General features: G+C 41.0%; 17 protein-coding genes. 10 read left to right on the top strand and 7 right to left on the bottom strand.

Annotated elements, in window-relative coordinates:
* Nucleotides 1-726, bottom strand: a complete 726-nt coding sequence (locus tag LEP1GSC203_RS18610) for a response regulator transcription factor (RefSeq protein WP_002975764.1) — start codon at nt 724-726, stop codon at nt 1-3.
* A 58-nt stretch (nt 727-784) separates the two neighbouring features.
* Between LEP1GSC203_RS18610 and LEP1GSC203_RS18605 the strand changes: the two genes are divergently transcribed.
* Complete coding sequence (locus LEP1GSC203_RS18605) at nt 785-1,201, top strand: DUF4279 domain-containing protein (protein WP_002975700.1); 417 nt, start codon at nt 785-787, stop codon at nt 1,199-1,201.
* Here LEP1GSC203_RS18605 and LEP1GSC203_RS18600 read toward each other — a convergent pair.
* On the bottom strand, nt 1,170-1,529 hold the full coding sequence (locus LEP1GSC203_RS18600) for a hypothetical protein (RefSeq protein WP_002975652.1): 360 nt from the start codon (nt 1,527-1,529) through the stop codon (nt 1,170-1,172). The genes LEP1GSC203_RS18605 and LEP1GSC203_RS18600 overlap by 32 nt on opposite strands.
* A gap of 12 nt (nt 1,530-1,541) precedes the next feature.
* On the opposite strand from LEP1GSC203_RS18600, the gene LEP1GSC203_RS18595 reads away from it, so the two are divergent.
* Nucleotides 1,542-2,513 (top strand): amino acid--tRNA ligase-related protein, encoded by a 972-nt coding sequence (locus tag LEP1GSC203_RS18595; RefSeq protein WP_002975622.1) that lies wholly within the window; start codon nt 1,542-1,544, stop codon nt 2,511-2,513.
* Nucleotides 2,514-2,519: 6 nt separating this feature from the next.
* On the opposite strand, the gene LEP1GSC203_RS18590 is transcribed toward LEP1GSC203_RS18595, so the two are convergent.
* Nucleotides 2,520-2,909, bottom strand: a complete 390-nt coding sequence (locus tag LEP1GSC203_RS18590) for an LA_2478/LA_2722/LA_4182 family protein (RefSeq protein WP_002975790.1) — start codon at nt 2,907-2,909, stop codon at nt 2,520-2,522.
* Here LEP1GSC203_RS18590 and LEP1GSC203_RS18585 point away from each other — a divergent pair.
* From LEP1GSC203_RS18585 to LEP1GSC203_RS20060, 5 genes are read left to right on the top strand one after another with little or no spacing between them, the layout of a single operon-like run.
* A complete protein-coding gene (locus tag LEP1GSC203_RS18585; RefSeq protein ID WP_002975719.1) occupies nt 2,890-3,585 on the top strand; it encodes a DUF6935 domain-containing protein in 696 nt (231 codons plus the stop codon). The genes LEP1GSC203_RS18590 and LEP1GSC203_RS18585 overlap by 20 nt on opposite strands.
* The gene (locus LEP1GSC203_RS18580; RefSeq protein ID WP_002975592.1) at nt 3,586-4,398 is read left to right on the top strand and encodes a ZIP family metal transporter; all 813 of its coding nucleotides are present in this window, start codon (nt 3,586-3,588) and stop codon (nt 4,396-4,398) included.
* An 18-nt stretch (nt 4,399-4,416) separates the two neighbouring features.
* A complete protein-coding gene (locus tag LEP1GSC203_RS18575; protein ID WP_002975688.1) occupies nt 4,417-4,731 on the top strand; it encodes a hypothetical protein in 315 nt (104 codons plus the stop codon).
* Between the two features lie 15 nt (nt 4,732-4,746).
* Nucleotides 4,747-4,881, top strand: a complete 135-nt coding sequence (locus tag LEP1GSC203_RS20065; RefSeq protein WP_002975781.1) for a BtrH N-terminal domain-containing protein — start codon at nt 4,747-4,749, stop codon at nt 4,879-4,881.
* A gap of 4 nt (nt 4,882-4,885) precedes the next feature.
* Nucleotides 4,886-5,143 carry a DUF4872 domain-containing protein gene (locus LEP1GSC203_RS20060; protein WP_232225953.1) on the top strand — a complete coding sequence of 86 codons (258 nt, stop codon included), beginning with the start codon at nt 4,886-4,888 and terminating at the stop codon, nt 5,141-5,143.
* Between the two features lie 107 nt (nt 5,144-5,250).
* On the opposite strand, the gene LEP1GSC203_RS18565 is transcribed toward LEP1GSC203_RS20060, so the two are convergent.
* Both LEP1GSC203_RS18565 and LEP1GSC203_RS18560 read right to left on the bottom strand, forming a co-directional pair.
* Complete coding sequence (locus LEP1GSC203_RS18565; RefSeq protein WP_002975610.1) at nt 5,251-7,011, bottom strand: alginate export family protein; 1,761 nt, start codon at nt 7,009-7,011, stop codon at nt 5,251-5,253.
* A gap of 434 nt (nt 7,012-7,445) precedes the next feature.
* Entirely contained in the window at nt 7,446-8,468 is a 1,023-nt protein-coding gene (locus LEP1GSC203_RS18560; protein WP_039938473.1) for a zinc-dependent alcohol dehydrogenase family protein, read from the bottom strand.
* A 91-nt stretch (nt 8,469-8,559) separates the two neighbouring features.
* Here LEP1GSC203_RS18560 and LEP1GSC203_RS18555 point away from each other — a divergent pair, with 91 nt between their 5' ends.
* The 3 genes from LEP1GSC203_RS18555 to LEP1GSC203_RS18545 are packed head-to-tail and all read left to right on the top strand — an operon-like array spanning nt 8,560 to nt 11,313.
* Nucleotides 8,560-9,369, top strand: a complete 810-nt coding sequence (locus tag LEP1GSC203_RS18555; protein WP_002975685.1) for an SDR family NAD(P)-dependent oxidoreductase — start codon at nt 8,560-8,562, stop codon at nt 9,367-9,369.
* 39 nt (nt 9,370-9,408) lie between these two features.
* Nucleotides 9,409-10,230 carry a DUF1295 domain-containing protein gene (locus tag LEP1GSC203_RS18550; protein ID WP_002975629.1) on the top strand — a complete coding sequence of 274 codons (822 nt, stop codon included), beginning with the start codon at nt 9,409-9,411 and terminating at the stop codon, nt 10,228-10,230.
* Between the two features lie 12 nt (nt 10,231-10,242).
* Nucleotides 10,243-11,313, top strand: coding sequence for an SAM-dependent methyltransferase (locus LEP1GSC203_RS18545; protein ID WP_002975609.1), 1,071 nt, complete (start codon nt 10,243-10,245; stop codon nt 11,311-11,313).
* Here the strand turns inward: LEP1GSC203_RS18545 and LEP1GSC203_RS18540 are convergent.
* Both LEP1GSC203_RS18540 and LEP1GSC203_RS18535 read right to left on the bottom strand, forming a co-directional pair.
* Nucleotides 11,292-12,872, bottom strand: a complete 1,581-nt coding sequence (locus tag LEP1GSC203_RS18540) for a DEAD/DEAH box helicase (protein ID WP_002975645.1) — start codon at nt 12,870-12,872, stop codon at nt 11,292-11,294. The two genes, LEP1GSC203_RS18545 and LEP1GSC203_RS18540, sit on opposite strands and share 22 nt — an antisense overlap.
* A gap of 59 nt (nt 12,873-12,931) precedes the next feature.
* On the bottom strand, nt 12,932-14,593 hold the full coding sequence (locus LEP1GSC203_RS18535) for a hybrid sensor histidine kinase/response regulator (protein ID WP_002975641.1): 1,662 nt from the start codon (nt 14,591-14,593) through the stop codon (nt 12,932-12,934).
* Nucleotides 14,594-14,619: the final 26 nt, after the last annotated feature.

The following is a 14,619-nucleotide window of genomic DNA, read 5'->3' as shown; positions in this document are numbered from 1 at the left end:
TTAGTCAGGAACCACTATGTTTTCAAAGTTATCAGTGAAACGGTATCCGATTCCCCAAATGGTTTCGATCCATTCTGGTTGTGCGGAGTTTTTTTCCAGTTTGGAACGAATTCGTTTGATATGACTGTCGATCATCCTTTCAAAACCATCCCATTCCACACCCCAAACCGATTCCAAAATCATTTCGCGAGAAAAAACTTTGCCCGGAGAACCAGCTAGCAGTTGTAAAATGTCAAATTCCTTTCTAGAAATATTGATAATGTTTTCGTTGAGAGTGACTCTGCGTCTAATGGAATCAATTTTCAGAGCACCACGAATGATTTCTCCGGCTTGGCCCACATTGGGTTTGATCCCAATTTTTTTATCCCAACGACGAAAGAAAACATCCACACGGGTTTTTAATTCGCGCACCGAAAAAGGTTTTGTGATGTAATCATCAGCACCTAACTCAAGTCCCATGATGCGGTCGATTTCTTCTGTCCTTGCGGAAAGGATAAAAATCGGCGTACTTTCGTCGGCCTTTCGGATGCTACGGCAAATTTCCATACCATCAATGTCCGGTAGAGAGAGATCCAGAATCACTAAATCAGGATGATTGGACTTGTAAAATTTCAAACCTTCTTCGCCGTTTTCAAAGACGGAGGTTGTGTAGTGAGCAGAATCGAGAGATTTCCGGATTAGGTTGCCGATATCCGGATCGTCCTCAATTACCAAAATATTTTTCATGTTTTTCCCTTGAGTTCTTTCTCAATTTGGTTCTTGTAGTAGAAAAAAAAAGTAAAAAATGGAATCGGGAACACAAAGAGAAGCAAAATCGTGGGCGATGTTCGCCATCACAGGACCTAGGCTCAGGCCTTTGGAAGTGACGGAAAAACTAGGCATCCAACCGGACTATTATCACGGTGCGGATGTAAAAGACATCGAAAATATGACAATTCCGAGTCATTGGCAGCTCAATTCAAAGCTTGGACCGGAATTCCCGTTACTCGATCATATTTGGGATCTGCTTAAAACCTTAGCACCTGTTCGTAAAGACTTAAAAGAATTTACGGAAAGTTATGAATCTACCATTTATGCTTCGGTGGAGTTTGCATCCGAGTTCACAAAAGGGGTGGTCCTCGACAAAAGAACTATGCTTTTGTTAGGTGAGATGGGTGTGAATTTGGAAATTATCCCCTGGAATCTCGATGAGACTCCCTAAGAATTGCTGGACTTGGGAAAACCAGTCGAATGAGTCCAAATCGTTTTAAATACATATAACTAGAGATAGGTAAACCCAATAGGACAAGGACTCGTTTTTTCAATCTTAGGTCACGTGCCATGTTTAAGAGTTTGGTAAGGAGTGTGATTGGTAGGTAAGGAAGGTTAGAAAGATCCATTTGAATATGGGATCTTGTTTGGAAGAACAACATATGCATCACAGAATCCATTTCTTCTTCCAGTTCGTTATGAACAGTTTTGGACGAAATGACAATTTCATACGCATTCTGAACTTCGCGCACAGTCAGGTATTTAGTTTTTTTTGCCATTGGAGGTAATGTATGGTCTCACTCTCAAAAGATACACTCATTTTTCGTTCCAAAGTCATCCGAAAGGTTCGTGAAATTTTATGGCGGGATGGATTTTTGGAAGTAGATACACCAACCTTAAAACCAATTGTGGGGATGGAACCATATTTGGATCCTTTTGAAGTGCGCTCTCCTAATGGGAAGGAAAAAGGATACCTCATCACTTCGCCTGAATACAGTTTGAAACAGATGATGGCAAAAGGAATGACTCGTATCTTTGAATTAGCTCATACTTTCCGCTCGGGAGAGATGGGTAGTGAGTTCCATTCCAAAGAGTTTTTAATGTTAGAACTTTATGCGAAAGGGATGAATGATAATTCGTTACGTCACTATATAGAAACGTTTTTACGAGAATTGATTCATTCTTTTGGAAAAGAGGAAGTACAAAAAAAGGCAGCCACTCCAGATTGGATTCGCCATCTTTCTGTGGAAGAGGCCTTTGTCAAAAATGTTGGGCATGGATTTTCCCGCGACGATTTGTTTGAGACGATAGAAAAACATAAACTATCTACATCTAGTTTAACAGAACTTACGAATTGGCAATATGAAGACCTTTTCTTTTTAGTCTTTTTGAATTTAGTTGAGCCGAAGTTAGGTGAAGGAATTGTTTTTTTATACGACTATCCCCCGGAATGTGCTGCCTTGGCCCGGGTAGTGGATGGAGTGGCCAAACGATTTGAAATATATTGGGACGGTTTGGAACTTGCCAATGCCTTTTATGAACTAACTGATGCAAAAGAACAAAGGAAACGATTTAAAGAAGAACAGGAATTGCGAGCGAAATTAGGAAAGGAAGTTTTTGCGATGGATGAAAACTTTCTTCAGTGTTTGGAAAATGGATTTCCAGAATGTGCCGGGATTTCGATTGGAATGGATCGGTTACTTTTGAAACTATCTGAGAAACACGGGCTAGGTGAAATTAGCCCGTATTGGATGGAAGTTTAGTTCAGTTTAATCTTCTTCTTGGAATTTTTCACAAGACTCAGGAACTTTACCGTCTTCTAAATCAGCACAAGAGAAGGCCGCCATTTCTTTGGCACATTTTTTCATGTCTTCCAAATCTTGTTTGGTGAGTTTTTTTGTAGGTTTGTCATTTGCCGGTTTTTGGCCTTCTACTAAGTAATTTTTGTAACGGGATTCACAGACATTGCCATTGACAAATTGAGACTCTACCATCTTTCTTTGGTCTGCAGGAAGATCTTTGAGTTTTTCTTTCATACACTCAGAAGTTTTTGCACACATTTTTTTAGAAAGAGCTTGGAATTCTTTTGCGTCCTTTAATGTCTGTGAGGTGATAAGTAAAGGAAGAAAAAAGAGTGAAATGAGAAATATTTTTTTCATACAAAAAGTTTACTTACTCTCTTCATTTGGTAAAGAAAAAAATGAAGAAAAAGGATTGAAACGAATCGGAATGATTCTAGAATTCTCGCCCATGAAAGCAATCAGCTCTTTGTTTTTACTCTGTTTCTCCGTATCACTTGTGGCACAAAACTTGACAGGAAGAAATCCTGTTAGCATTCCTTCCGAGCCCACTACGATAGAAGAATTTAAATCACTACAAACGAACCTTGCCACCACACCGGAAGGTGGAGCGGCTCTACTTGTGCTCGCGATTTCCCTCTATGGAAAAAACCAAGACTTGGGAACCAAGGCGGTGATCCTATCCGTAATTTCCAAAAATAGACAAAAGTCTACTAAACCATCTGCTGTGGAAGGAATGGATTTAGGTGGAAGTGATAAATATCTACTTGGCCAACTAGACAAATACAAAATGTTATCCAATGGTTATTGGAAAGGGGCTGAACCAGCGAACGGGTACAAGGCGAGTTTGCCCTTAACGGTTGAAACTTATACGAATCCTTATTCGGGAGATGAGTCCACTGGCAAACTGAAACTTTTTGTGGCGACTCGCGGGGCTTCCAGTTTTCGACCGGTTTCAGTGGAGAAAGACTCAGATGGACTTTGGCGGGCAAAAGAAATGAGTTCTCTTTTTGTTGGAATGATGCCAGCAAAATAAATGTTAGATTTTCTTATGCATTTGCACCCTGTGGTTTTGGCTCTCCTTGCCACAGGTTTTACTTGGTTTTGTACTGCCTTTGGCGCAGGATTTGTATTTTTCTTTCGCACTGTGCCTAGGCCCGTCTTTAACGCCATGCTTGGGTTTGCATCTGGCATTATGATAGCTGCGAGTTTTTGGTCATTGTTATTACCTTCAATCGAACTTTCTGAACAAGCTGGCAATCCTGCATGGCTTCATTCTAGTGTTGGATTTTTGTCTGGTGGCCTCACTCTCTATGTTTTGCATAAACTCCTTCCTCACCTACATGTAGGTTTGGAAGAAAATCATTTAGAAGGAGGGAAATCTTCCTTCCAAAGAAGTTTGTTACTTGTCCTTGCGATCACTCTTCATAACATTCCCGAAGGTTTGGCAGTGGGCGTCGCCTTTGGTGCGCTTGGTGACGGTTTTACTTATGAGTCACTTATGGCAGCAGCAGTGGTGGCTTTTGGAATTGGTATCCAAAATATTCCCGAAGGTGCTGCTGTTTCCATTCCTTTGTTACGGGAAGGTTTTAGCGCACGGAAGAGTTTTTGGTATGGACAACTTTCTGGATTTGTTGAACCAATTGGCGGTCTCCTCGGTGCGGCTCTTGTTTTTTATGTGGAGAGTTTACTTCCCTTTGCTTTATCGTTTGCCGCAGGTGCCATGATCTTTGTCGTAGTAGAAGAGTTGATCCCAGAATCTCATACTGGCAAAGAAACAGAGATGTCAACTCTTGGTGCCATGTTTGGCTTTGTACTAATGATGGCACTTGATGTAGGGCTTGGCTAAAATTATTTAGGAAGGCAAGTGAATCCAAATTCATTTCTTACCAAAAGTCTATTGTATGATTGGATTCCTGATTTCGAATTTATGTCATATGACCTTTCTGACCTTGTGGTTTTGTCTCCAGAATTAGAGCTAGAATGCAAAATAATGGAAGATCGGTTTCCTGCTTTTTTAGCAATTTACAAAAAAGGAACCATAGCAAAACCAAAAGGATTATGTACAACTTTCAAATATGCAAATTTAGACCCTACAGAATTAGATGTTTGTCAAAAGTTTGAGAAAAAATTAGATGGCGATATTCTTGTCGCATATTCCAAACCGTTACAGCGTTGGTAACTTAATGAATAAAATATGATCATACCTAAACTGACTCCTTTTGTGGGAGTACACTGTGTAACAACCACAACAGGAACTCTATTAAAACATATAGGTATGGACTTGTCGGAACCTATGTTATTTGGTTTAGGTAGCCAATGTTTCTTATAAAGGAATCAAAAAACTTGCTTCCTATTTAGAAAAATGGTTTCACTCCTCCACTGATCCCAAAAGAGATTTTATAACTACAGCCATGATGATGGAAAAAGCTGGAACGGGCGGGGCAATTTTTAGAAATTTATTCAGAGATTTTTTGTTAGAAGCCTATACGATCACAAAGGATCCGATCTTTCAAAATGTTCATAAACAATTCAAAGAAATTGCAGGCCATTGGACGGAAATTGCCTCTTTGTTTGCGCAATCGTATGTTTAAAGCGCGGCTGTTTGGCAGAAGGAAACTCCAATCCACCAAACTATTGCAAGGCATCCGACTTTCAGCACCTCTTTCGAATTTGTTAAATTAGAATTTCCCTTTTTTCCTTAGAATTGGGCAGTTACCATCAAATAGGCAAATTGACCGTTTTTAGAAAATTGATTTGTATAGGCTTGGGAGTTGATGGTGCGATCGTTGACACGATTTTGGATGGCGTCACCAGCAAACAACATACTATATCCACATTCTAAAACTAAATTTTTATAGGGGACATTGTATTTAAAATCAATTTCACGAAACAAACTCCTTCCGAGCATGGATACAGGTCTATTGTCACCGGTACCTTTTTCTGTTAGGACTTGGCTTACATCATAACTATTATTTGAAACTGATTCTGTACTGGCCCCGGTTTTTGCAACTCCTGCTATATCGTACCAACTATCTTGGAGTTTGTGTTTTTCTATGGCAAAATAATCCACACGGAAGGAGCCATAAGTTCCTAAATGATAACTAACATTTACTGATTTTGATTTCATATTCACCCAACTGACTTGGTCAGCCATTCCATAAAATAAATGGTTGGTGTGAAAAAGGTTTTGAAAACTAGCAATGGATCCATCGGTTCTGTTTGGATCTCCACTTCCAATATCATAAGCTACACCTAATCTAAGTTTATCGATTGTGTATCCCACATCGGCACCAAAGGCAAATGTTTTATATCTTTCTTTTTCTGCGTAAAGATTGTGATTGTAATTCCCATTAGTTAAAGGATCAGTTAAAGTCACTTCGGTTCGGTTATTATCCCAACTAGGTCGGATGGATTTTCCTGTAGTTCCTGTTTGTACTGCATATTCGAATGAGTAGTCAATGGCTTGGAGAGCCTTTTTGTTTGGTTGGGTTCTGTTGGTAATTCGGATTCCATAGGTGTGTAAAATGTCCCATCGACCAGCCCTTGAGCCTGGGGTGCCTGTTTCTCCCGTAGTGAGGATTAGTGATTGGTTGGTGCGTAAGTATTCCTTTTGTAAACCTAAGTAATACAAATCAATATGAAAGTAGTCAGATGGTTTCAGTGTATTGTAAAAACCAGTAAAATAGGAATCACCTAACTCCTGTCTTTGGCCATCTAATTTGGGTGTGCATGCCTTAGTTCCATTGTAAGGGCAATCCATATAAGTATTGTATTGCGTTTTGACACCAAATGAAGTTGTATTTCCTGCTATGTCGTTGTGGCGTTCACTCACGGATGTTACAAAGATATGAGATGAGAGGTATTTTTGTTCCCATTTCAGTCTGAGGCCATCAAAACTTCGGCCCACATTAGTCCAGTCTAGTGATCCCACCAAACGTTCGTCACCGTATCGCAGAATTTGACGTCCTGCTTGGATATGAAAAGGAAGATCAAAGTTGTTTTTCACTTCGATATATGCTTCACGTACGTCTGTGCTTTGTCTTGTTCCATCATTGGCAGTGGATAATCCAGTAAGTGACCCTTTTTCCGCTCCCCATAACCTGGAATCTTGGAAAGTGATTTTCGCGATGACATCTTTCGTAAATTCTTTTTGAATCCAAAATTGAATCTTCTGTCCTGTAAAATCTACATTGTCGTTAGTCGTTCGATTGAAATCTAAGTTGTATTTCATTTCAGGACGGACTCGAACGAGTGCTCCTGCAGTAAAACCATCAGACCAAGTCGGTGGTGGGGTTGGTTTTGGTGGTTCTTCTTTCGGAGTCGCAGTAGAATTTAAATTTTGCGATTGGTTTTGATTGGTGGGAGTTTCCGGGGTGGGAGCTGTGGTTTGTCCAAATAGCCCATAACCAAGGAACCAATAAACAGAGAGTAGGGTGATTGATAATCTTCGCTTTTGCATTTTCTAAAAGACCGACCTTGCGGTCTTCTCCTATGAAAGGTCGGAATGCAAGAATCGTACGTTTGAAGCAAAATTACCTAAAATATTTGCGATTTGTCTAAAATACGCTACAAACTGTATCTTTTTAGGGAAATCTGAAATGCGACAAGATACTTTGCTTTCGAACAATTAGTACAAGTCGTACATGTTTTGATTGTGACCTAATGGATTTGCGTAAGAAACGTACGGAATGTCTAGAAGAAGAAAGAAAGCTCTTTGATTTGCTTTTAGAACGGGAAAAGACACTAGCGAAAGGCACGGTTGTTTGGCAGATTGAAACTCCAATCCACCAAACCATTGCGAGGTGCCCAATCAACTTCAGAAATAGGCGATTCGTAAAAAAGATGACACAGTTGTATTCTTTGTTCTACTTTTTCCATTATCCCTTTTCTTACTTATTCCCAACTCACCACCACTTTCCCAAAATGTTTTCCTGTTTGTAAATATTGAAGAGCTTCTGGAACTTCGTTCCATCCGTACACTTTGTCCACAACAGGTTTGATTTTGTTGTATTCGATGGCTCTGTTCATTCTTTCAAAGTCAGCACGGCTTCCCACAATCACCCCTTGGACTTTGACTCCTTGCATGAGGATGGGATAAAGAGAAAGACTCGATTCTCCACCGGCAAGAACTCCAATGAGGGCGATGGTTCCGTAAGGTTTTACACTCATCATGGACTTAGGCATAGTTCCCGCACCACCCACTTCGATGATAAGGTCGGCTCCTGCCATTTTGGTTGCTTTTCGAACATCTCGTTCCCAATTGGTTTTTGTGGAATAGTTGATGGTTTCATCAGCACCCAAGGTTTTGGCCCGGGCCAGTTTTTCATCACTGGAAGAGGTGATGATGACTCGTGCTCCCATCATTTTAGCAAATTGTAAAGCGAAGAGAGAAACCCCCCCTGTTCCTAGGCAAAGTACATCGGCCCCAGGTTCAATCCCGCCAAAACTCACAACGGCATTGTAAGCAGTCAGGCCAGCACAACCTAAGGTGGCGGCTTCTGCATCGGTTAGGTGGGAAGGTGTGGCCACAAGTCCTGATTCCGAAAACTTCCCGTACTGCGCCAAACATCCGTCATTTGGCCCTCCGAGGGTAGATCGGAGGTTGTCCATATTGGGAGCACCATCCATCCATTTTTGGGCAAAGATTGGAAGGACTCGGTCTCCTTTTTTCCAAAGCGTCACTTCGGATCCCACAGCTTCCACAACACCGGCTCCGTCGGAACAGGGGATAAGAGGAAGTTTTTGTCTGGGATTGTAAGTCCCAATCACCATTAAATAATCTCTATAATTTAGTGAAGTCGCTGTTAGGCGAACGAGGACTTCTTTGGGGGCCAGTGATTCAGAAAGTTCCCTTGTTGATTGTTTTAGGTTCTCTAGTCCAAATGATCCTTGGATTTCCCATACTTTGTTTAACATAATTCCTCTAAGTTTTAAAATCAAAATTCACTCGTCAGATCCTCGGGTCTCCTTATCCTTTGTCGAGTGGGAATATAGGATAAAGTAAACAATGAACCAAGATTTTTGGAACGATAGGGTGGTAGTGATCACCGGAGCCACAAGTGGGATTGGAAAAGCGTTGTATGAAGAACTCGCACAGTTTCCATGTGAACTTGTACTTTTAGCAAGACGTGCGGCAGAAATTGCAGAACCCAAAAACAAACACGATAGGGCAATCATTCACCGCGTTGCCTGTGACCTTTCCGATCCCACTTCTGTCCTGGATGCCGTCGAATGGATCCAAAAGAAAGTTTCTAAAATTGATGTTTTATTTAATAACGCAGGCATTACCGCCCATGGTCGGTTTGATTCGCTTTCGATGGATGTGTACAGAAAAACCTTTGCTACTAATTTTTTTGGACCCATCCAACTGGTGCGTGGGCTCCTATCGCTTTTACTGGTGGCAAAAGGAAATATTGTCACTACCTCGACTGTCTCCGCTTTGTATGGAGTGCCAGGCCGGGCTGCCTACTCAGCATCTAAGTCTGCATTACATGCGGCCCTGGAATCTCTTCGGATTGAAACTTTGGAATCGGGCCTTGGCGTATCTCTCGTTTGTGTGCCCTATACGGACACAGCCTTACGGTCATCGGGCCTTGATGCAGAAGGGGGAACCTTAAAAGAAGCACCTGCCAAAGGAAAACGAAAGACGGCAAAGGAAGTCGCCCATGTTTTAATTTCAGTCGCCAGAGACAAAGAGGCAAGGCTTGTGACTTTCAATCTCTCCGGTCGGTTTTTGGAATGGATGCGGTTTTTCTCTCCCAAGTTTTTAGAAAAAATTCTCTATAAAAAACTCTACGAAGACTTCAAACCCCACTAAACCCCGTCTAAACCAAAGCATAGGGAGCGAAACTATCCTTTGGACAATTTATTATTTTCGTATTTAACGGCCGTTATATTTACATTTTTGTTTATGAGTCTGATGTGGTTCTGGGGGAAGTCGAGGGACAACTACGCGGTCATCGATGTGGGTTGGAGTCTTGTCATTGCCGGGATCGCTAGCATCCTAGTGTATTGGGGACGGGGAAATGTTTTTGCCAAATGGGCAGTGCTTGTCCCAGTCTGGATTTGGGCTCTACGTCTTTCCGGTTTTCTTTACTTCACTCGCATCCGTACAAACCATCCGGAAGACAAACGTTATGCAGGATTTCGAAAGGACTACGGGGACAAAGTCCACCAAAAGATGTTTACGAATGTCTTTCTCTTACAAGGATTTTTAGCACTTTTGCTTTCTTTCCCATTTTATTTTGCTTCGCAGTGGGATCTTTTCCCCAATTCAGGAGCTTTGGGACCTAACGGTTATTTGATGGTTCTTCTTGGTTGGCTTTTGTTTACTGTGGGAGTGGTCGGAGAAGGGATCGCTGACCGTGACCTCCACAAGTTTGTTGCCGATCCTGCAAACAAAGGTAAAGTCTGTAACGTAGGCCTTTGGAAGTATTCAAGACATCCCAATTATTTTTTTGAATGGATCATTTGGGTGGGAATCGGAATCATTCCTGTCCTTTCTTCTCCGGAAGCTATTTTTTCATTATTCACACCACTCTTTATGTTTGTGTTGTTACGTTTTGTATCGGGAGTTCCCTTTGCTGAAAAATACTCACTGCTTTCTAAAGGGAATGTTTTCCGGGATTACCAACAAACCACCAATGCATTTTTCCCCTGGTTTTCAAAACAAAAATAAAAAGGATAAAACATGAATTTCACTGATTCTTCTAAAAAAGAAGAGGGCTCTTCTTTTAGTATCACTTCCCTTTTGGAGAAAGATATTTTTCCAGATTGGCTCATCCGGTTTCGCATCCGCCAACTTTTGGATGTAAGGATTAAACAAGAACGAAAAGAAAACGCCACAGCCCAGCTCCAACACAAAATGAATTATGTGAACGAGTTAAAAAAATCACCCATTGCCGTTCATACAGAGGCTGCAAACGAACAACACTACGAAGTCCCAAGTGATTTTTTTACTTATGTGATGGGACCTAGGATGAAGTATTCCTCAGGGTATTGGCCTACACTTGATACAAGTTTTGCCGAATCAGAGGAAGAGATGCTTCGCATCACCGTGGAACGTGCAGAAATCAAAAATGGGATGAAGGTGTTGGATTTGGGATGTGGTTGGGGAAGTATTTCTCTCTACATAGCGGAAAAATTTCCCAAATCAAAAGTAACGGGAGTTTCTAATTCCAGAACTCAAAAAGAATTTATCGACAAACGTGCCAAAGAACGTGGTTTAAAAAACCTCACCATCATCACAAAGGACATGAACGATTTTACGACCAAAGACAAGTTTGATCGGATTGTCTCTGTAGAGATGTTAGAACATATGAAAAACTACGAGAAACTCTTTGAAAAACTATCCAAGTTTCTTGTGGCCGACGGAAAGTTTTTTGTGCATATCTTCACTCATAAAGAATTTGCTTATCCTTTTGAAGTGATCGATGAAACTGATTGGATGGCAAAGTATTTTTTTACCGGTGGGCAGATGCCTTCGGACGATTTGTTTTTATACTTTCAAAAGGATTTTTTAATCGAAAATCATTGGGTTGTGAATGGAACCCATTATGCAAGAACGAGTGAAGCTTGGTATGATAACATGATACTAAACAAGGATAAACTAATGCCTATCCTTGCGAGTACTTACGGCGAAAAAGAAAAAACCAAATGGTTTGTTTATTGGAAAGTTTTCTTTCTCGCCTGTGCAGAGTTATGGGGTTTCAGAAACGGTGAGGAGTGGTTTGTGAGCCACTACTTGTTTCGAAAACGCTGAGTTTTTTTCCCTGCCGCTTTTACAAACACTCCACCTTCTTTTTTGGAAGTTGGAGTGGAGCTTCGACGAGATGATTCACCACCACGTTCACTTCTTTCCCCACGTTCGCCTCGATCACTATTAGACCTTCCACCACGGTAACCACCGCGACTTCCGCCCCCTGATCCGCCACCTTCATCACGACGTCGTCTTCCACCAGATCCACCACTAGGAGGAGTTTCACTCCATTCCCCAGGTGTTTTCCCAATTTTTTCCGGGCCACTGATTTTGGTTTGGTCTAACATATTCGAGAGAAGTTTTAAAGATAACGAACGTTTGTCGTCCAACTTCAAAAGTTTTTCTAATACTTCTTCTGCATCTGCGTGGATTTCTGTTTCTACAACTTTGTTTAGAAAGTCTTCTTCTCTTCTTGCCAATACTTCTTTTTTTGTAGGAAGGGCAGCAATGGTAAGTTGAGTTCCAGATGTTCCTTTGAGTCGAAGTAAAGCACGTGATTCTCTTGTGGTTACAAGAGTTACCGCTTTCCCAGATTTTCCTGCGCGTCCAGTACGACCAATTCTATGTGTATAACTTTCGCTATCAAAAGGAAGGTGGTAGTTGATCACTAGAGACAAATCTTTTACGTCAAGACCACGTGCCGCAACGTCTGTTGCTACAAGGATTTTTACGCGCCCATCATGTAGGCTTCTTAAAACTTGTTCTCTTTGTTTTTGATTTAAATCTCCATGAAGAGCTTCTACAGGATAACCTTTGAAACTGAGTGTTGATTTAAGATCATCTGCTTCTTTTTTTGTTTTTGTGAAGATGATTGCCTTAAACGGGTTTTCATAATCCAAAATACGTACGACAGAAATTTCTCGTTCTGCTTCATCAATCACGTAGTACACTTGTTCGATGTTTTTAGACGATTTTTCAGTTGCTGCAATTTTTACAAGTGCAGGGTGCGTTTGGTACTTACTTGCCAACTTCTTAATGGGCTCCGGCATAGTTGCGGAGAAAAGTAAGGTTTGTCTTTTGGTTGGCAGTAGATTAAAAATGGATTCTATATCATCCATAAAGCCCATATCGAGCATTTCATCTGCTTCATCCAATATCACCATCGAAGGTTTGAAATTTTTAAGTTCCTTTCCTTTCAATAGGTCGAGAAGTCTTCCGGGAGTTGCTACAGCAACTTGGGCACCTTTGGCCACTTGTGTAATTTGTTTAGAATAGGAACTGCCGCCATAGATAGTGGTGGTTTTGATTCCTAAATGTTTTCCCAATTTAAACAGTTCATCAGATACTTGCAGAGCAAGTTCACGAGTTGGTGTGAGGACAAGCACTTGCATGCCATCGTTCACATTGATTCGGTTCAAACAGGGGAGTCCGTAAGCGGCAGTTTTTCCGGTACCGGTCTGCGCTTGTGCGATTAAATCTTTTCCTTCCAATACGAGCGGAATCGCTTGTTTTTGGATAGGGCTTGGTGATTCGAAGCCTGCATCAGTGATTCCTTGTAGTATTTCAGGACGTAATCCGAAGGATTGGAAGTCATTTCCAACTTCGGTGTCATTCTTAGTCATGGAAATAGGATACAATAAAAAAACGGCCTAAAAAAGAAAGGTAAAAATACCTAAATGTCTTAGGCTCGGTTCTTTGCGATTTCTTTCAGGTGTTTGTAGAGTTCTTCTTTTAGGTAGGGTTTGGGCAAAAAATACTGAAAACCAGAGGCAAGGATTTGGTCCTTTTCCTCAGGCATACAAAGTCCCGTACAGGCGAATAGAGCTGGTCTGTGAGGTTTTCCAGCCAATCCTTTTGCAATTTCTGTTCCGTGTTTTCCTGGCATTTCGATATCCAAAAAAGCGATATCGTAGGCAGATTCGCTCAATTCTCTCTCCGCATCGATTCCATTATTGGTTTCTTTTATTTCAAATCTTAGAGGTTTTAAATAACTTCTTAAGACTTTACGGTTGAGATCGTTGTCATCGGCAATGAGAACTTTCTGTGGTTTGGAAAAACTAGGTAGATTGGATTTGGACAAAATCTCCGTTTCTTTAGATGATGTTTTTGGTTCCTCCAATTTCCAAAGGATAGGGATTTTTACTTTGAAGGTAGAACCTTCACCTAACTTTGATTCCACTTCCACATTTCCACCTAATTCTTCCAAGGAGAGTTTGACAATCGACAGTCCAAGGCCAGAACCTGAGATTCCACATCCTTCGGGAACAAATTGGTTGTATTTTTGAAAAAGTTTGTCTTTCACTTCAGGGGAGATCCCGGGTCCAGTGTCTTTTACTTCAATCAACAATGTCCCTTCCTGATTTGGTTTTGTTTCTAAAAACACAGAAAAAGTAACAACACCTGAGTTTGTGAATTTTACTGCATTTGTCGTAAGGTTCCAAAAAACCTTTTCGATTTTTCTTTTATCAGAATGCAGGTGAATATTTTGATTCAGATCATTACTTAGTTTGAAATCTATATGTTTGCGTTTGGTTTCTGTTTTGAAAAAAGAATTTAAAGTATTTAAACATTGGTTAAGATCAAACCATTCATTATGAATGATACTTGCGTTCTCTTCTAATCTAGAAAGTTCAATGGTGTCATTGACTAAATGTAGGATCACTTCTCCGGCGTTTTTGATATGATCCACATAACCGAGAACAGTTGGATTCAAATCAGTTTCTCGAATCATTTCTGACATGCCGAGGAGAGAGTTTAAAGGATTCCGAATGTCGTGACTAATGGCGGCAATAAAATCTCTTTTGGCTGCTGTGGCTCTTTGTGCAGCCAATTTTTCAATTTCCAAACGTTCCGTGGCTTTTCTCATTTGTAACAAACGAATGGTCTGTTTGCCAAGCAATCGAAGCATAAGGATTTGATTTTCATCCAGTTCTCTTGGTTTGTTATCAATCACACAAAGAGTCCCCAGTTTGATTTGGTCATCCAAGGCAAGAGGGATCCCTGCGTAAAAAATCACATTGGGTGCTTCGTTGACCAAGGGATTGTTTTTAAAGCGGCTATCTTCTTTCGCATTGGGAACTACAAAGAGATCGTCCCCTAAAATGGCATGAGAACAAAAGGCAAGCGACCTTGGTGTTTCGCGGGTATTTAGACCATGGTGCGATTTGAACCATTGTCTTGTTTCGTCGATAAGACTCACAAGGGAGATTGGAACATTACAAATCATCGAAGCAAGTTTTGTGACCTCATCGAACATTTCCTCTTCGGGAGTGTCGAGGATCTCTAGCCCTTTTAAGGCCGAAAGACGTGCCGACTCATTTTTCGGTAAAGGAGCTATGATCATACTTGGTTTAGACGAAATCAAATTCG

This window comes from Leptospira terpstrae serovar Hualin str. LT 11-33 = ATCC 700639, from assembly GCF_000332495.1.
Classification (GTDB): Bacteria; Spirochaetota; Leptospiria; order Leptospirales; family Leptospiraceae; genus Leptospira_A; species Leptospira_A terpstrae.
The sequence above is the reverse complement of the archived record's forward strand: the minus strand, read 5'-3'. Positions and strand labels throughout refer to the sequence as shown.